Source organism: Altererythrobacter sp., assembly GCF_050299635.1.
Lineage (GTDB): Bacteria > Pseudomonadota > Alphaproteobacteria > Sphingomonadales > Sphingomonadaceae > Erythrobacter.
Genome location: NZ_JBNKWF010000027.1, coordinates 24,035 through 42,104, shown reverse-complemented (window position 1 = coordinate 42,104; position 18,070 = coordinate 24,035). Strand labels below are relative to the sequence as shown.

17 protein-coding genes are annotated in these 18,070 nt (G+C 58.5%); 15 read left to right on the top strand and 2 right to left on the bottom strand.

Annotated features, from left to right (window positions below):
* From ACQY6C_RS12980 to ACQY6C_RS12960, 5 genes are all read left to right on the top strand, one after another.
* Window positions 1-417 (top strand): substrate-binding domain-containing protein (locus ACQY6C_RS12980; RefSeq protein WP_427969400.1); only part of this gene is annotated, 417 nt, incomplete at its 5' end.
* A 374-nt stretch (window positions 418-791) separates the two neighbouring features.
* Entirely contained in the window at window positions 792-1,925 is a 1,134-nt protein-coding gene (locus ACQY6C_RS12975; RefSeq protein ID WP_427969402.1) for a DSD1 family PLP-dependent enzyme, read from the top strand.
* Window positions 1,925-2,323 carry a RidA family protein gene (locus ACQY6C_RS12970; protein WP_427969398.1) on the top strand — a complete coding sequence of 133 codons (399 nt, stop codon included), beginning with the start codon at window positions 1,925-1,927 and terminating at the stop codon, window positions 2,321-2,323. The genes ACQY6C_RS12975 and ACQY6C_RS12970 overlap by 1 nt, the downstream gene beginning before the upstream one ends.
* Window positions 2,324-2,474: 151 nt before the next feature.
* Complete coding sequence (locus ACQY6C_RS12965) at window positions 2,475-3,680, top strand: DUF1624 domain-containing protein (protein ID WP_427969396.1); 1,206 nt, start codon at window positions 2,475-2,477, stop codon at window positions 3,678-3,680.
* 97 nt (window positions 3,681-3,777) lie between these two features.
* Window positions 3,778-4,491 carry a cupin domain-containing protein gene (locus ACQY6C_RS12960; protein ID WP_427969394.1) on the top strand — a complete coding sequence of 238 codons (714 nt, stop codon included), beginning with the start codon at window positions 3,778-3,780 and terminating at the stop codon, window positions 4,489-4,491.
* A 57-nt stretch (window positions 4,492-4,548) separates the two neighbouring features.
* On the opposite strand, the gene ACQY6C_RS12955 is transcribed toward ACQY6C_RS12960, so the two are convergent.
* On the bottom strand, window positions 4,549-5,871 hold the full coding sequence (locus ACQY6C_RS12955; protein WP_427969392.1) for an NAD(P)/FAD-dependent oxidoreductase: 1,323 nt from the start codon (window positions 5,869-5,871) through the stop codon (window positions 4,549-4,551).
* Window positions 5,872-6,527: 656 nt separating this feature from the next.
* On the opposite strand from ACQY6C_RS12955, the gene ACQY6C_RS12950 reads away from it, so the two are divergent.
* The 5 genes from ACQY6C_RS12950 (at window position 6,528) to ACQY6C_RS12930 (ending at window position 12,765) form a co-directional block, all read left to right on the top strand.
* Window positions 6,528-8,195 (top strand): ABC transporter ATP-binding protein, encoded by a 1,668-nt coding sequence (locus ACQY6C_RS12950; RefSeq protein ID WP_427969390.1) that lies wholly within the window; start codon window positions 6,528-6,530, stop codon window positions 8,193-8,195.
* The gene (locus ACQY6C_RS12945; RefSeq protein WP_427969388.1) at window positions 8,192-9,961 is read left to right on the top strand and encodes a peptide ABC transporter substrate-binding protein; all 1,770 of its coding nucleotides are present in this window, start codon (window positions 8,192-8,194) and stop codon (window positions 9,959-9,961) included. The genes ACQY6C_RS12950 and ACQY6C_RS12945 overlap by 4 nt, the downstream gene beginning before the upstream one ends.
* Complete coding sequence (locus ACQY6C_RS12940; RefSeq protein ID WP_427969387.1) at window positions 9,962-10,912, top strand: ABC transporter permease; 951 nt, start codon at window positions 9,962-9,964, stop codon at window positions 10,910-10,912.
* 35 nt (window positions 10,913-10,947) lie between these two features.
* Complete coding sequence (locus tag ACQY6C_RS12935) at window positions 10,948-11,826, top strand: ABC transporter permease (protein WP_427969385.1); 879 nt, start codon at window positions 10,948-10,950, stop codon at window positions 11,824-11,826.
* Between the two features lie 66 nt (window positions 11,827-11,892).
* Window positions 11,893-12,765, top strand: a complete 873-nt coding sequence (locus ACQY6C_RS12930) for a GNAT family N-acetyltransferase (RefSeq protein WP_427969383.1) — start codon at window positions 11,893-11,895, stop codon at window positions 12,763-12,765.
* A 51-nt stretch (window positions 12,766-12,816) separates the two neighbouring features.
* On the opposite strand, the gene ACQY6C_RS12925 is transcribed toward ACQY6C_RS12930, so the two are convergent.
* Window positions 12,817-13,290, bottom strand: coding sequence for an Lrp/AsnC family transcriptional regulator (locus ACQY6C_RS12925; RefSeq protein ID WP_427969381.1), 474 nt, complete (start codon window positions 13,288-13,290; stop codon window positions 12,817-12,819).
* Window positions 13,291-13,507: 217 nt separating this feature from the next.
* Here ACQY6C_RS12925 and ACQY6C_RS12920 point away from each other — a divergent pair, with 217 nt between their 5' ends.
* The 5 genes from ACQY6C_RS12920 (at window position 13,508) to ACQY6C_RS12900 (ending at window position 17,892) form a co-directional block, all read left to right on the top strand.
* Window positions 13,508-13,972 (top strand): Lrp/AsnC family transcriptional regulator, encoded by a 465-nt coding sequence (locus tag ACQY6C_RS12920; protein WP_427969379.1) that lies wholly within the window; start codon window positions 13,508-13,510, stop codon window positions 13,970-13,972.
* A gap of 142 nt (window positions 13,973-14,114) precedes the next feature.
* Window positions 14,115-14,777, top strand: a complete 663-nt coding sequence (locus ACQY6C_RS12915) for a haloacid dehalogenase type II (RefSeq protein WP_427969377.1) — start codon at window positions 14,115-14,117, stop codon at window positions 14,775-14,777.
* A gap of 59 nt (window positions 14,778-14,836) precedes the next feature.
* Window positions 14,837-15,328 carry an Lrp/AsnC family transcriptional regulator gene (locus ACQY6C_RS12910; protein ID WP_427969375.1) on the top strand — a complete coding sequence of 164 codons (492 nt, stop codon included), beginning with the start codon at window positions 14,837-14,839 and terminating at the stop codon, window positions 15,326-15,328.
* A gap of 222 nt (window positions 15,329-15,550) precedes the next feature.
* On the top strand, window positions 15,551-16,561 hold the full coding sequence (locus tag ACQY6C_RS12905) for a phosphotransferase (RefSeq protein WP_427969373.1): 1,011 nt from the start codon (window positions 15,551-15,553) through the stop codon (window positions 16,559-16,561).
* On the top strand, window positions 16,558-17,892 hold the full coding sequence (locus tag ACQY6C_RS12900; protein WP_427969371.1) for an aspartate aminotransferase family protein: 1,335 nt from the start codon (window positions 16,558-16,560) through the stop codon (window positions 17,890-17,892). Before ACQY6C_RS12905 ends, ACQY6C_RS12900 begins: the two co-directional genes overlap by 4 nt.
* The last annotated feature ends 178 nt before the right edge of the window (window positions 17,893-18,070 follow it).

Below are 18,070 nucleotides of genomic sequence, written 5' to 3'. Positions count from 1 at the left end.
TATGTCGCTTTTCACGACGCGATGAGCGCTAGTCAGGAAACAGAAGAACTGACGGAAATCGGCAGCTTCACCTTCGCCGGAGGGTGGGGCGCGGCCGAAAAGCTCCTTGCGCGAGAACAACCTCCGACGGCAATCTTTGCAGCCAATGACGAGATGGCCGCTGGTGTCGTTGCGGCAGCATTCAATTGCGGCATTGGTGTACCCAATGGCCTTTCGGTGGCTGGATTCGACGATTCTCCCTACGCACGCCTTACGCCTGTGCCGCTCACATCGGTCAACCAGCCTATTGCCGATATGGTCGAAGCCACAATTGCTATGCTTATCGGGGAAAAGGGGCCTTCCGGAGTCGGAGACCAATTGCGATTGCCATGCAAAGTGATCGAGCGCAGTTCAACCAGGCCCTTTGCACGGTCCTAGAGGAAAACAGTCTGGTCCAGATTAGGCAAATGCACCCGAATGACGGGTAAGGGCTGAGGGAAGGATGCTCTCTGCCATGCGTAGAGCAGCCAGTGTCCTACTCGTCCTTTCCCGAATGTCACCCAAATGCGGCATTCAGACGATTCTTCTGCATGGCTCGGCCCGGTCGTGACAAACTGTTGGCCCACCTGCAGATTCGGCATTCTTTTCATGGTGAAGGCTGTAGGGTTTCCTGGTTCGCACACATTCATTTCAACCACGTCGTAGGCCGTGCATACGGCCTCCGGCATGACGCATAGCCTGGAAACGGTCGAGAATACCTATTCATGAACCAAGCACTTACCATCGAGGCAGAAAAGGATTCGCCCAAGACCATGACGATCGACGATCTTAAGACGCCCTGCCTCATCCTTGATGCCGACCGGATGGAGAGAAACATCGCCCGTTTGCGCGGCAGGCTCGATAAGTTCGGTGTGACGCTGCGTCCCCATCTGAAGACTGCCAAGTCGATCGAAGTGGCGCAAAAGGTGATGTCTTCGCCGCAAGGGCCGGCCACCGTATCGACACTTCGCGAAGCGGAGTTCTTCGCGTCGGCGGGTGTGAACGACCTGATTTACGCCGTCGGTATCGTACCCTGGAAGCTTGCCAAGGTCATCGAATTGCGGCGCGGCGGATGCGATCTTGCGGTTGTGCTGGACACGGTCGAGCAGGCAGAGGCGGTTACGGCCGCTTCGGTCGAGGCGGGGATCGCCATTCCGGCCCTGATCGAGATCGACTGCGACGGTCACCGCTCCGGCGTGTTGCCGCACGATACGAAGCGCCTCGTCGACATTGCGGCCGCATTGACCAAAGGTGGGGAACTTCGCGGCGTCCTTACCCATGCGGGCGGGAGCTATACTGCGCAAGGGACCGAGGCGCTCCAGCGCTGCGCCGAAGAGGAACGTCTGGCCGTGGTCGATGCCGCCACAACCTTGCGCGATGCCGGCCATGCCTGTCCGGTTGTCAGCGTCGGTTCCACACCCACGGCCCATAACGCCACCAATCTCGACGGCGTGACGGAAGTGCGCGCTGGGGTCTTCGTCTTTTTCGACCTCGTCATGGCAGGCATTGGCATCTGCCAAATAGACGACATCGCGCTTTCCGTGCTGGGGACGGTCATTGGCCACCAGGAAGAAAAGGGATGGATCCTGATCGACGCTGGCTGGATGGCCATGTCGCGCGACCGGGGCACGGCCAAGCAGGCAGTCGATCAAGGTTATGGCATCGTCTGCGACAGCACCGGCAAACCGTTCGCCGACATTATCCTGGCCGATGCGAACCAGGAGCACGGGATTATCGCGGTTCGCCCAGGTTCCGATGCAACGCTCCCCTATCTCAAGATCGGCGACCGGGTACGCATTTTGCCCAATCACGCCTGTGCCACGGGGGCACAACATCAGTCCTATCATGTCGTCCGCGGCAACGATGACCTTGTCGAAGGTGAATGGCCCCGATTTGGAGGTTGGTGATGACTATGAAGCCCACACCTGTTTCCACTGACAAGGCCCCCGCGCCCGGCGGTGCCTATTCGCAGGCCGTCCGTGTCGGTGAAACGCTCTATATTTCGGGACAGCTTCCGATACGCCCGAACGGTGCCCCGCTTGAAGACATGAGCTTCGATTCGCAGGCGCGTCAGGCCATGGAGAACCTGCTCGGCATATTGGAAGCTGCTGGCGGTTCGCCCGAGTACTTACACCGGGTTACCGCCTATATCGTCGGGGTTGCGAACTGGCCTGAATTCAACCGCGTTTACGGTGATATGCTCGGAGATGTGCGGCCTGCCCGGAGCGTGGTGCCGGTGCCTGAACTGCATTATGGCTATCTCGTCGAAGTCGACGCCATCGCGACGGTGCCAAGCGAGGACTGACTTAGCCCGACTTTGCACTGACGGAATTTACTGCTCTCCACCGCGCCAAATTTGACACAATCCGCCAGATTCGACGCAAACTCACCCGCCATATCGACCTGTCCTGAGTCAACATCGCTGAGTCTGGCGATAACTGGAATGGATGCGGATCATGGCAAGTGTTGGAACATTCACGGCAGTGCCGACCGATTTTCCGGCGCCTAGTCGTCCTGACGCTAAAGCCAAGGCGCGTCTGGCCAATATCGACGCGCTGCGCGGCTTCGTCATGGTTCTCATGCTGCTGGACCATCTGCGTGAGACCTGGTTCGTAAACTATGTCGTCAGCGATCCGATCGACGCGGCAACTGTGCTGCCTGCCATTGGCTTCGCGCGCTTTGCCGTCAGTTTCTGTGCACCTATCTTCGTCGCCCTGACTGGGCTCGGCGTCTATCTGTTCAGCATCAACCATACGGTCGAGGAAACGTCGTCATACCTGCTGAAGCGCGGGCTTCTGCTTGTAGTGATTGAACTGGCCTATCTTTCTCCGCTGTATTGGGGGATCGTGCCGCAGCCGACTTTGTGGCTGCAGGTGATCTGGGCCATCGGATTATGCATGATCGCGCTTGCGGGCCTGATGCGGCTGCCGCGGCCGGCTCTGATCGCATTCGGGCTTGTCATCCTGTGTTTCCACAATCTGCTCGACCCGGTGCGGCTGACGCCCGACAATCCCTTGTTCCCGCTTTGGGCAATCCTGTATCAGCGCGATGTCATCGAACTGCCGTTCGGGTTCCTCGCCAAGACCACCTATCCCCTCCTGCCGTGGCTGGGAGTCATTGCGTTAGGGTATGCCATCGGAAACTGGTTCCGTCCGGAGTTCGCGCCGGAAAAGCGCAATCGCAACCTGCTTGTGCTCGGCTTCGGAATGATTGCCGCATTCGTCCTGCTGCGGATGCTCAACGTGTATGGCGACAAGCCCTGGTACATGACAGAAGGAGATTCCGTGCGCAGCGTCATCAGCTTTATCTCGATGACGAAGTATCCGCCGTCGCTTCTCTTCCTCCTGCCCACGCTGGGCGGTGGTGCTCTGCTGTTGGTATTGTTTGAGAAGATCAACGATTCAAAGCTGATCGCTTCTCTGGCGGTATTCGGCGCGGCACCGATGTTCTTCTATCTGCTGCACCTCACCGTTCTGCGCATCCTCTACCACAGTGCGCTCGCGATCTACGGTCCGAACAATGGCAGCGCATACATGTTCGACAACTATCACTGGGTCCTGTTGTGGTATCCCATCATGCTGGTGATCCTCTATTTTCCGACCGTTTGGTACGCGCGCCTGAAGCGCCGCCGCCGCGATATTGCATGGCTCAAGTATTTCTGACGGTGGAGTGCGCCACCGAGTGCACGAAGCGCGGCAAGGGCACACCCGCGATACCGGATCAACGCAATTTCATCCCCTGCCCCTGAAGGAGATTTCCGTGACCACGATTACCGACTGCCCGACATTCATCGATCTCAAGACACTTGCCGATGCCGCAACGCCGGCAGGGGACGATCCTTTCGGGCACGATGCGCGCGAGTTGGACATCGGCGCCGGACCTTGCACGGTCAAGGCGATCGCCCTGGCAGCCGGTAGCGGCGCATCGGAAGCGCTCGATGGAGATACCTTTGTGCTGGTGACGAAAGGCGCGGTGCAATTGACAGGGTCCAACGGCGCGGTCGACCTTGCCGCCGGCGAAAGTGCGGTGATCGCGCGCGGCACTCCGTTTTCCTGGCGTGCCCAAAAGCCCGCCACACTGATCGGCATGTCATATCCGCTGGGCGAAGGCGGACAGGCACGGATCGTCAAGATCGACAACAATGCGTCCCTCAACCCGTCCAATCCGCCGGCGGACGAGGTTCTGATCAGCGAAAAGCCGTCCTGCCGATCGAACAACCACTTCTCCTCAGAAGACGGCCAGTTCAGCTGTGGGGTCTGGGATTCAACCCCTTACACGCGCAAGCCGATCTTCTTCCATCACACAGAGCTGATGCATCTTCTGGCTGGCGAAGTGACGTTCACCGACGCGGTTGGCACCACCGCTACCTTTTCGAAGGGCGATACCCTCATCATCGAGCAGGGCGCTGAATGCTCGTGGGACAGCCGCGTGAACGTGGCCAAGATCTATTCGACGTTCAAGCCAGCGGCCTGAGCCGCACCAGCCTGGTTTCATTCCGGCAGAGGCGCTAGCCGCCTCTACCGGTAGTATTCAAAGTCCTCCGATTTCCAGCGGGGAGCCGTCGACCAGGCGTGACAGGCGGAACGGCGTGGGGTCCACGCATGGGTCGGCGTTGACCAGTAATTCGGCCGCCAGTCGGCCGATGCCCGGACCCATGCCGAAACCGTGGCCAGAACAGCCTGCGGCGAGCACGAGCCCGTCGACCTGATCGACTTTCGAAATGACAGGGACAGCGTCGGGAGAGCAATCCACCAGCGCGCCCCATGCGCCGACTATCTCGATGTCGGAAAATTGCGGAAAGTTTTGGCCAACATTGGCCAGGATCTTGCGAACGAGCCATTGCTGAGGTGCGGGATCCAGAACGCGGGTCCGCTCGAAGATCGTTTCGTCGTTCCTGAGCAACGAAAGCAGCGATTCCGGCCCTGAAACGAAAGAGCGACCCACTGCCAGCCTGACATTCTTCAGGCGGCGTACGAACTGTGGCAGGAATTCGCGTGCATAGCGAATGCCCTGCGGCGTGATGTCGATGGTCGCCTTGCCGCTGATAGCCATTGTGTAGCTTCCATCGAGGCGGCGCGTCATCGCGAAATCAGGAGAATAGAGGCAGCCTCCGACATCGGTGGTGGGCTTCGTGCGCAAGGCCGTCTGACGCACGCCTGCCTGCGGGAAGCTGATTCCGTGCGGACGAAGGAAGCGAGAAGCCCAGGCACCAGCCGCGCATAAGACGGCGTCCGCCCTGATCAGGCCTTTCTCGGTGTGCACACCGACAACTCGGCCGTTCGCAATGTCGAGCGCGCGCGCGGCGCATCCCTGGTGGATTGTCGCGCCGTGCGCACGCGCTCCCAGCGCGATCGCGGGGGCGGCTATCGCGGGTTCTGCCTTGCCGTCGTTTGGGGAAGAAACGCCTCCGATCCACTTGCGGGACCCTTCGGGAATATGCTGCGCGATTTCCGCAGCACCAAGGATACGCGTATCTACTCCGTTTTCGAGACCGAACGGCTGCCAGGCAGCCCATTCAGCCATCTGCGCCTCATTGTCTGTGGCGTAGAACAGGCCGCACCGGCGAAAGCCCACATCCTGCTCAAGCTCCTTGGAAAATTCGTCCCACAGGCGCATGGCCACCGACGACAGGGGCAATTCGCGTCGATCACGGTTCTGCTGGCGGCACCAGCCCCAGTTGCGGCTGGACTGCTCACACGCAATGTGGCCCTTTTCGACCAGGGCCACCGACTTCCCCTGCTTCGCCAGGAAATAGGCTGCTGTTACACCGATGATCCCGCCACCGACGATAACCACATCGGCGGCATCGGGCAGACGCTCATCACTGGGAATGCGTTCGACGTAGGGTGACAATTCCTCTGGCCCCTTGATCCTGAAGCGATCTGATATGGCAGATCTTCCATGAACCGCTCGGCACATGATGTCGAAGATCCGTTGATTTCAGCCAGTTTCGATCAGTTCGAAGCCAATATTCGATTGTCATGCGGTTCGGTCTCACGCGAGGAGTGCGCTCTCTCCGCCTTCTGTCGCGACCTGCTCCGGGGTTTTTGCTCGCGACTTGAAAATCGCCGCCATTCGGCGCCGGGCCGGCACATTCGTTGATGGTGATGACGGATCTCAATCACAGCCATCAGTGGCAACTGCGACTTCTCAAGGAAATGCCAAGTCCGAGCCGCAATACAAAATTTCCTGCCGCGCAATGGCACCGATTTAACGAATATGGCGAGCGATAATCTCCAGACTGGCAAATGTGAGCGACCCAGCCCACGGCAAGGGGAATTCATAAGGTTTCACAGCGAAACGATCTCGTACTTCTTGCAGTCCACTAAACAAGAGAGGCACCATCCAGTCTGCAAACGAGACGTTATCTGCGCAAGTCAGGCTGGACGGAACCCGCCATTCACACCCGCCTGACGCCGCGACGAACGGGATCGGCGCTATTGATCAAGGTGAGATGACACAGTCCAGGGACAAGCGCACGTTCCGCGATGAAGAGGGAGTTGGCCGCGATGGTCGCAAGTAATGAGCCAGGAGAACCCGGGGATGTGGCGCTCTCGGTGCGCAATCTCACGGTGGACCTGCCGAAAGGTATGGAACGACCGCATGCGGTCGAGAATATTTCCTTCGACCTGGAGCGCGGCGAGATTCTGTGCATCATCGGAGAATCGGGTTCGGGGAAATCGGTCACGGCGAATGCAATCATGGGTCTCCTGCCCAAGGTGATCCGCATCTCTTCGGGCACCATTGAGCTCGATGGCATGACCGTCACGGGAATGTCACCGGACAAGCTTCGCGACCTGCGCGGACGGGTTGTGTCAATGATCTTTCAGGACCCGCTATCCGCCCTTAACCCCCTCATGACCGTCGGCGCGCAGATCCAGGAGGTCATGGCCGCGCACGGCGTGGGGACACCTCAATCCCGTAGCGAAAGGGCTCTTGCTCTCCTGTCCGAGGTCGGGTTGCCGGACCCGGAGTTGATGCTTCACCAATATCCATTCCGCCTGTCGGGTGGCCAGCGGCAGCGCGTCATGATCGCGATGGCGCTGGCGCTGGAGCCGACGATCCTGATCGCGGACGAGCCGACGACTGCGCTCGACGTCACCACGCAGGCGCAGATACTGGAGCTCATTCGCGACATTCAGCGACGCAAGGGAATGAGCGTCATGTTCATCACCCATGATTTCGGTGTGGTGGCCGAAATCGCCGATAGCGTCATCGTGATGGAGAAGGGCCATCTGGTCGAGCAGGGCGATGCCCAGCAGGTGCTCAACTCGCCCAGTCATCCCTGCACCCGGCGCCTTATCGCCGCTGTTCCGCATCTGACAGGACAAGATCGCCAGGCTCTGGAAGTGGCCGACAAAACGCCGATCCTGAAGATCGAAGGTCTGATGAAGACATACCGCACCGAGGGCGGCATGTTCCAGAAGGCGCGGGTCGTTACCGCCGTCAACGATGTCTCGTTCGATCTCGCGCCCGGGCAGACGCTGGGCGTTGTCGGCGAAAGCGGTTCCGGTAAATCGTCGCTGGGCCGGGTCCTCATCAAGCTGCTGGACAATGACGGTGGGGAAATTCTGTTCGAGGGTCGCGATATAGCAGGCCTGTCCGAGGCTGAGTTCCGACCGTTGCGACCGCAGGTCCAGATGATTTTTCAGGATCCGTTCGCGTCACTCAATCCGCGTGCCACGATCGGCCATAGCCTGACAGTCGGCCCTGTTGCGCACGGGATGTCCCACGAGGATGCGCGCAGGGACGCGATGGCTCTGTTGGAACATGTCGGGCTCGATGCCGGTGCCTTCGATCGCTATCCGCATGAATTTTCTGGTGGTCAGCGACAGCGTGTCGGTATTGCGCGTGCGCTGATGTTCAAACCGAAGCTGCTGATCGCAGACGAAGCCGTATCGGCTCTCGACGTGTCGATCCAGGCGCAGATATTGAGACTGCTCGACCAGATTCAGCGAGAAACCGGCGTATCGATGATCTTCATCACGCATGACCTGCGCGTCGCCAGCCAGGTCTGCGATGAAATCGCAGTGATGCAAAAAGGGCGGATCGTGGAGTGCGGCCCGCCGTCGCAAATCTTTCTCAATCCGCAGTCGGCCTACACGCGTGAACTGGTGGCCGCGATTCCCGGAAAGGATGCGGGGCAGGACGCGGCAGAAACGAAGGCAATGCAATGACCGAAGCTACCGATTCGAAGCGACGTTATCTGCGTCGCGAAGTTCTGGCGGCATTGGCGATCGGCGGAGGCGGACTTATCGCCTATAATTTGCTGGGCAAGCCGGAGCAGAACGCGGACCAGGCCGTTGGCCAAGCGGCAGGGTCTTCCGCCGATGGCCTCGACAATGTCGTCGTCGGGCTTTCACAGGAACCGACCGTTTTCAATCCGCTGATGGTTCACAGCGAGCCGGACGACGGCGTGCTCTTCTCGATGTTCGACGCCCTCGTCCGAATGGATCCCGATGGCGTCGTGCAGCCGAACCTGGCAATCGAGGTGCCCAGCCTCGAAAACGGCGGCATTTCCGAAGACGGGCTCAACTGGCGCATTCGCCTTCGCGACGATGTGCATTGGCATGATGGCACTCCGTTCACGGCGGAAGACGTCAAATTCACGCTTGAACTCATCACCAATCCCGATTTCCGCGCCTGGCGCACGGCTGGCCATACGCTCGTTCGCGACATTGTCGTGGTCTCGCCGACCGAGCTGACATGGAAGATGGAAGAACCCTTCGCACCCTATCTGTCCTTCCTGACTGAAACTTTCATCGTTCCAAAGCACCTGCTTGTGGACGAGGCAGATCCCAATAACGCCGCATTCAACCAAGTGCCTGTCGGAACCGGAGCGTTCAAATGGGGCAACCGGGTTCCCGGTGACCATCTGGAATTGGTCGCAAATCCCGATTACTTTGGCGAAGGGCCGTATATCGACCGGCTGATCTTCAAATATATTCCAGACGTCACCGTGCTTTATACCCAATTCAAGAGCGGTAGCGTCGATCTGGTCGGTCAGGTTTATATCAGCCCCGATAATTACGAGGAGGCACGCAAGCTGCCTGGCAAGGTGGTCGAGCCGGTTCTCGCCTCCTCGGTCGAATCGTTCTACCTCAACCTTGGCCGACCGCAGTTCAAGGAACTGGCCGTTCGCCAGGCACTCTATGCAGCGCTGGATCGCGAAGCGATAATCGGAGCGCTGTATCACGGTGTGCCGGAGGTGACCGAAACCTTCATGCCGCAGCAGTCATATTTCTATAATCCTGACCTGCCGAAACAGAAGTTTGATTTGCAGGAGGCGCGGCGGATTCTCGACGAGGCAGGCTGGGTGCCTGGCGACGACGGCATTCGCATAAAGAACAGGGTGCGTCTGTCGTTCGAAAATTCGACGACATCTGGCGATCACCTGCGCGAAATGGTGCAGCAATATTTACAGCAGACTTTCCGCGAGATCGGCGCGGAAATGACCATCGCCAACCTCCCGCCTGCAGTCATGTGGGGGGATTTCTGGTCCCGTTCGCGCTTCGATTCGGTGATCGTGGGAAGCACCTATGTGATTGGTGCAGATCCGGATGTGACCAACCGCCTGCACAGCAAGTCGATAGTCGTTCAGGGCGGCAGCGGTTCCAACAACGCCCAATACAAGAACAAAGAGGTCGATGCCTTGCTGGAAGAAGGCACCCGGACCTTCGACCCTGAAGAGCGCCGTGCAATCTATAATCGTGTGCAGGAAATCGTGCGCCACGACCTGCCGTTGCTGCCGATGTTTCAATACAGGAATGTCTTCGGACGAAGTGCCGACATCAAGGGCTTCGAGCCCAATAGCAACACGCGCACGGAATCCTGGAATGCGGCAAGCTGGTACCTGGCCGACGGCCGGAAGAAACCGGAGGGCGCCCGGGAGGCGTCCCGAAGTCCGCACGCGGATTCGCGATCAAGCGCGAAGGAGGGATGAATGCTGCGTTTCCTGCTTAACCGGATCACTCAGATTCTCATCCTTCTGACGATCGTCTCGCTCATCGGGTTCTTCATCCTCAACCTCATTCCCGGGGGGCCACTGGCGCAATACGCGCTCGATCCGGGGATGACCCAGGACGACATGGAGCGGCTGAAGGAACAGCTGGGCCTCAATCGGCCGATCTGGGTGCAATATCTGGACTGGGCCTGGCGGCTCCTGCAAGGTGACTGGGGGCACTCGTTCCGAGACGGCGCGTCGGTACTGGATGTGATCGGGCGGCACATATTCGCCACCCTTCTGCTGATGGGTTCGTCGACCGCTATCGCCATAGCGGTGGGCACCTGGGTCGGCATTCGCGGGGCGACGCACCGCTATTCCGCCTTCGATCACGTGGCGACGGTCGGTGCCATGGTCGCGCTTTCCATTCCGACCTTCTGGTTCGGGTTGGTCGGCATCTACATATTCTCGCTGCAACTGGGCTGGCTGCCCGCCGGCAACATGTACACGATCGGCGATGAATCGGTTTTCGATTACCTGCACCACCTCATCATGCCGAGCATCGTTCTGGCACTGGTGCATATCGCGATCTGGAGCCGTTACATGCGGACCGCGACGCTCGATGTCATCAATCAGGATTTCGTGAAGACGGCCCGGGCCAAGGGTCTGAGTGAACGCCGGATATTGATGAAGCACGTTGTCGGAAACGCGCTCCTGCCGATGATTACACTGGCCGGCATGCAGCTTCCCTCGCTCCTGACTGGCGCTCTCGTCACTGAAACCGTGTTCACCTGGCCCGGGATGGGGCGCCTGTTTCTGGATAGTATCAGTTACGGCGATTACCCGGTCGTGATGGGGCTACTGATGTTCTCGGCCATCCTCGTCATCTTCGGCAATCTTATCGCGGATATTGCCGTCGCCATCGTCGATCCCCGCATCCGCCTGAGCTGAGCGACAAAGCCCATGCCTGAAAGGAGGCAGCCCAAATGACCGCTGTTGCAGCAAATCCGGGAACGGGCCGTTGGTGGCAAAGCCGGACCGTGCGCCGATTCGCGAACCATCGCCTGGCGTTGCTTGGCTTCACGATGATCGCCTTGTTGACACTGGCGTGCTTCGTTGGTCCCTACTTCCTGCCCCATGACCCGCTTTATATCGATCTGGGTGTGCGTTTTGTCCCGCCGATGGTAGACGATTTCTACTTCGGGACCGATCCCTTGGGTCGCGATATCGCGTCGCGCCTTCTCATGGCAGGCAGCGTGTCCCTGCTTGTTGCCTTTTCCGCAATGCTGATGTCGATAGTGATCGGAACGCTTGTCGGCGTGATTGCCGGCTATCGTGGTGGTTTGCTTGGTGCGGTTTTGATGCGGACTGTCGACGGTTTCCTGGCGTTCCCGTCGATCTTCCTGCTGCTCGCGCTGGCGGCGGCCCTGAAGCCGTCACCGGCCATGGTTACCGTCATTATCGCAATAACTGGCTGGATGGAGGTGGCGCGTATCGTTGAAGCGGAGGTCCGCTCCTTGCGTGAGCGTGAATTTGTGCAGGCAGGCCGGATGTTGGGACTGGGCGGAGCGCACATCATGTTCCGCGAGATCCTGCCGAATGCGATGGGGCCGATCATCGTGGCCGCCACGCTGACAGTCGCACGCGCGATCCTGATGGAAGCCTATATCAGCTTCCTTGGCTATGGCATTCAACCGCCGCTGCCCAGTTGGGGTAACATGCTCGGCGGTGCGCAGCAGTATTTGGCGACGGCGCCGTGGCTCGCCATCATTCCGGGGATAGCGATCACCATTGCGGTGACCAGTTTCAACTTTGTGGGCGATGGGCTGCGCGATGCACTCGACGTTCGGGACGATCGCGTCTGATTTCGGCAGCGTAGGCACCGTGCCCTCCGCTATTCGCAAACATGCTTTTGAATTATCAGGTGATTTATGAACAGTCCCACTCCCATTTCCGGCGGTTCCGCGACTGCGACTAGCGACGTCGTGCCACTGACCGGTGAACATTTGCCGCAGGCATTGGCTTTGTCGAAGGCGCTCGACTGGCCTTACCGGATTGAGGATTGGGAAATAGCTCTCGAACTGGGTCATGGCTTCGCGGCCGAAAAGGACGGCGAACTGGTCGGGACGGCACTTTGGTGGCCCTACAAGCCGGATTACGCCTCCGTGGGCATGATCATTGTGGCGGACAAGGCTCAACGGCAGGGCATCGGAGCCCGCCTAATGGATGCGCTGCTGGCCGATGCCGAAGGGCGCACGATGATCCTGAATTCGACAGTGGAAGGCGAGGCGCTCTATACCCGTTTGGGCTTCGAGCCCTACGACATCGTGCACCAGCATCAGGCCATCCTGGCAGAGGCGCCAGCGATCGATATTTCCGTGCCTCTGCGTGCCGCTACCCCACAGGACCGGGATTCGCTTATGGCTGTCGACCGCGTGGGTTCGGGGATGGGCCGGGAAAAGCTTGTCGACGCGCTGATCCAGGGCGGCGAAACGTTGGTGGTCGCGCGCGATGAGGCCATTTCTGGATATGCTATCGCGCGCCGGTGGGGCCGCGGCGTTGTGGTTGGGCCCGTAATCGCGCGCGATACCACCGATGCAAAGGCACTGATCGCGGTACTTGCGGCGCGCCACGTCGGAACCTTCGTGCGGATCGACGTAACGGAAAGCTGCGGGCTCAGCCCTTGGCTGGAAACGCTCGGATTACCACATGTCGGCCGCGTGGTTTCGATGTCACGCGGAGAGCCTCCCCGCAAGGATCCGCGAACGACGCTTTATGCCCTTTCCAACCAGTCATTGGGTTGAACCGCGCGCGCCATCGCTGAATGGGGCCCGGGCACGGCCTGAGGCGCGGCGCTATGCCGGGCCGAACAGGCTGTCAATCGGATAGGCTTCCCGAACGATTGGGGAATCGAGAACTATATAGCTGAAGTATTTTATGATTCCCGCGTCGCTTTCGAGCAAACCTTCGATGATGCGCTGATAATGGCTGACGCTACGGGCGACGACCTTCAGAAAGTAGTCATATCCGCCGCTCACGTGGTGGCATTCCACAATCTCTGGGACATTCCGTGCCTGGGCCAGAAACCGGTTCAGATCGGTGTTGCGATGATCCGCCAGTGTTATCTCGGTGAATACCATGAGATAATCGCCCAGTTTCTCCAATGCGATGCGCGCACCATAGGATTTGATAAAGCCTTCCTCTTCAAGGCGCTTCAGTCGGCTCAGGCAGGGGCTGGGAGAAAGGCCGATCGCGTTTGCCAATCCGACGTTTGTGACACGACCATGCTCTTGAAGATAAGCCAGAATTTTGAAATCCAGTCTATCCACCTGTTGTCCCCCGGCTGACGTTTGATAGCGACGAGCGATTGTCCGCCTATTCTAGAACGGATCGAGTGGTTAAATCTGCCGTCCAAATGGCAACGCACCTGGTAGAATGACCTCAGCAGCCTGCCGAAGAGCAGATTTTGCCGCATTGCCAAATTTATCGTAATCTTGCATCTGAACCTCACCGGTCATGCCAGGTCCGCAGGAGAAAGCGATCACAATGAAGCTCGACCGGATCGATCTCAAGATAATTCGCAGGCTTCAAAATGAAGGGCGCATCAGCAACGTCCAACTTGCGGACGCAGTCGGCCTGTCAGCCAGCCCCTGCCTGTCACGGGTCAAGCGGTTGGAAGCCGCGGGTATCATCATTCGATACGAGACTCAGTTCGATCTGGCGAAGTTAGGGAACTTCGTGACCGCTTACGTCCAGGTCAGACTAAAGAGCCATCGTCGGGAAGATGCGCAGCGATTTGAGAAGGCTGTCGCTCGTATCAGCGAGGTTGTCGAATTCTACATGGTGAACGGGCAGTTCGACTATCTGATGAAGATCGTAGCGATCGGCTATGATGGGCCGGCGCGCATCCTTGAGGAGATGTGGCAAGCCGATCTTGGCATCCAGAGCTACTCGGTGTTGGTCGTGTCGAGCACACCCATCAGTCAGCAAACCCTGCCTCTCGGCGATTGATCTACTGCGGAGTGGTCTGATCTGCCGAGTATTGGTCAAAAATGGGAGGAAGTTCTCCGGATTCCCCCATCGTCGGGTGAAATGTCGGTTTTGGCGCGACTAGTTTCGACCATGGTTCAAGACAGCAAAGGTGAAGAGGTCGATGTTTAGACCCAAATATATCAGCTTCGACTGCTATGGTACGATGATCAACTTCATCATGGGTCCCACGGCTCGCGAAATTTTCGCTGACCGTGTCGCCCCTGAGAAGATGGACGATTTTCTCGATTCCTTCCGCGGTTATCGCCTGGACGAGTGCCTGGGTGCCTGGAAGCCATATTACGACGTCGTCGCTAATTCGGTCGAACGTACTTGTCTCAAGCATTCCGTATCTTTCGAAGAGGCCGATGTTCGTGCGATTTACGGCGCGATTCCGACGTGGCAGCCTCATTCCGACGTTCCCGATCCGCTCGGACGGGTCGCCGAGCATTTCCCTCTGGTGATCCTTTCCAACAGCATGGTGGATCTGATCCCGCACAGCGCCCGGAATATCGGCGTCCCCTTCCACGCGGTGCTCACGGCCGAGGAAGCTGGCGCATACAAGCCGCTGATGCGCCCGTTCGAATTTATGTTCGACACGCTCGGTTGCGGGCCGGAAGATATGATGCATGTATCCTCGAGTCCGCGTTACGACCTGATGACCGCCAGCGACCTTGGCTTCGGAGCAAAGATCATGGTGAATCGCGGGCACGAGCCGCCAATGGATGATTACGGCATCAAGGTGATCAGCGACTTCAGCGAACTTCCGGGGCTGCTCGGATTGTAAGCCGCCGACAGACACGGTAGACCGCATTTCATCGTAGTCGAGCATGGACATGGTTTTCTATGACAAAGTCCGTGAAGCTGGATGCGATCGATTTGCGGATCATGACCGTTCTGGAAAATAACGGCAGGATCACCAATTCGGCGCTTGCAGAGGCAGTGGGCTTGTCACCAAGCCCCTGTCTCACCCGCGTCGATCGCCTTGAGGCAGCCGGATTTATCACCGGTTATGGCGCCCGTGTTGATCTGGACGCGATTTGCGAATTAGTGACGGCATTTGTCGAGATCACTCTCCACGACCGTCGCATGGGGACTGTGTCGAGGTTCGAGCAGAAACTAAAATCGATCGATGAGATTTCCGAATGTGCAAGGGTTGCCGGTGACTGCGACTATATTCTGAAGGTCGTAACTCGGTCAGTTGCCCACTATCGTGAAACGATCATGAAAATCGTTGAGGAAAGCGGACTGGTCGATCGTTATTTCAGCTATTTCGTCGTGCGGGAATTCGAACTGGAACGGCGCAGCTTTCTGGATCTGGTTGAACTTTCGGATTGAATCTTCGGCAAATGCTCCGGCTGCCTTTGAGCAACGGTTGATAAGAACTGCCGCGACGGTGATTTCGGCATATTTTTCGGCGGCAATCCGTCCAGAGGTCACCTGAAGGCTCACCACAGTAGTCCGGCAATGGACGGCTGGTGCAGCCGCCTTTTTGCGGAATGGTAATCATCAGGCAACGACATGCTACTCGACCCTACACTCACTACCCGCCCACCTCTGGTGACAGTTCAGCAAGCAGAGGCGTTGGCGCTGCACCATTTTGGCAAGGCTCTGCAGGCGCATGAGCTGAGTGGCGAACGCGATCGCAATTTCAGAATGGTCGGCCCCGACGGCGACCAGTATCTCCTCAAGATTGCGAACCCCGCCGAGGCGGCAGAGATTGTCGATCTTCAGACCGGCGTTCTTAATCACATCAAGAGTAGGGCGCCCGATTTCCCGGTGCAGCATCCTGTCGCTACACTCAATGGCTCCTACCATACATCGATCGTGCTCGATGACGGTCGTTCGTCAACTCTGCGGATGTTGACATATTTGCCGGGATTGCCGCTCGTCCAATCGCCACGGACGAGAAAGCAGCGGCAGGCCTTGGGGCGTTGCCTAGCACAGCTTGATAAGGCTCTCGAAGGGTTTTCCCACCCGGCGGCGAAGCATGACTTAATGTGGAATGTCTCGGCGGCCCATCGGCTGAAAGGCATGTTCGAGTCCATCCCGGATCTCTCACGCCGAAGCCTGATCCAGCGCTTCATGGACGAATATGAAGCAAACACTCTTCCTCAACTGGAGGCGATGAGGGAGCAGGTGATCCATAACGACTTCAATCTGGGCAACGTAATGGTTAACCCCGACCAGACCGATGAAGTCGCGGCGGTCATTGATTTCGGCGATGCGATTTGTGGCCCGCTTGTGGGCGAAATCGCGACTGCAGCCGCCTATCAGCTTGCCGATGCCGACGACCCTCTCCTGTACGCCGCGGAAATGATTGGTGCCTATAATGAGGTGTTGCCGCTGGAGCCGGCGGAACGGGCCGTCCTGCTAGACCTGGTGGCCGCCCGATTGGTCATCACCGTTCTGATCACCGCCTGGCGTGCCGCCCGCTATCCGGAAAATCGTACCTACATCATGCGGAACAACGGGCTGGCATGGGCTGGTCTCGAACATATCGACGGCCTTTCGCGCGATGAGGCGCACCGTCAGTTGCTGCAATTCTGTCTGAATGGAGACGATCAATGAGCGTAGTGGACGTGTCTTCCGTTAACGCCTTCATCCCGGGCGAGGTTGAACTGGAAGAAAGCCAGTTGCGCCTGATTGAACAGCGCGACCGGCTCCTCGGCCCGGCCTACCGCCTGATGTATCAAAAGCCGCTGCATTTCGTTCGTGGCGATGGCGTGTGGCTCTATGATCCGGACGGGCGTGCCTATCTCGACACATACAACAATGTCGTTTCGCTCGGCCATTGCCATCCCGACGTGGTCGAGGCGATCACCAGGCAGGTTGCCACTCTGTGCACCAACACGCGTTACCTGCACGAGACGATCCTGGAACTCGCCGAAAGCCTGCTTTCCACCGTCGAGAGCAGTGACCTCACACACATGATGCTGACCGGTTCGGGCAGCGAAGCCAACGATCTCGCCTATCGCATCGCCAAGGTGCGGACAGGCGGGACCGGCGTGATCATTACCGAAACCGCCTATCACGGGATAACCGATGCCGTTTCGAAATTCTCGCCGACATTGGGCGAGGGCGTTCCTCTCGGCGAGCATGTCCGCTGTGTCCGGGCTCCTGCCGCCTATCGCTATGGGCCGAACACGGCCGAGCGCTTCCAGAGCGATGTCGAGGCGGCGATCGCCGATCTGAAGCGGCATGGCATTCAGCCGGCAATGTTGATAGTCGACACTCTGTTCACAAGTGACGGCATCCTGCCTGAGGAACCGGGCTTTCTGAAAGGCGCGGCCGGGGCCATTCGCAAGGCGGGCGGCCTGTTCGTCGCCGACGAGGTCCAGCCTGGGTTCGGACGGACCGGAGAAACCATGTGGGGCTTTCAGCGTCATGGCGTCGATCCCGATATCGTGACGCTTGGCAAGCCGATGGGTAACGGCCAGCCGATCGCCGGTCTACTGACCCGCCATGACGTGGTCGAGGAGTTCGGCAGAAGCTCTCGCTATTTCAATACCTTTGCCGGTAACGCGGTGTCTTGCGCTGCCGCCGCAGCGGTACTGAAGGTCATCAAGCGCGACCGGATAATGGGCAATTCGCGCGATGTAGGGGCCTATCTCCTGGGCAAGATCGAGGGGCTTCGCGAAAGGCATGAATGCCTCGGCAATGTACGCGGCGCAGGCCTCTTCGTCGGCGCGGATATTGTTACCGATCGCGAAACCCAGGCCAGCGACCGGGCTCGTACAACAAGAGTTGTGAATGCCATGCGAGAAAACGGTGTGCTGATCAGCGCCTGCGGAGAAGATCACAATATTCTGAAGATCCGTCCGCCGCTGATTTTCAGCAAGGAAAATGTCGATCTGTTCGTCAATGTTCTCGACAATGCCCTCGGTACCTCAAACGTCTAGGACGGCTTTGCACTCACAGAAGCAGGTGCGGCTATGGGTCGATGATTCGTGTCGTCCAATTGTGGTATCAGACGATTCTTCCAAATCCAGTAACCTCGCCATAATATAGTGTCGTCCAGTTCGAGCATTCGGCATTCATGATATCTTGAAGAGCGCACAGTTGGTGCATCGATCACGC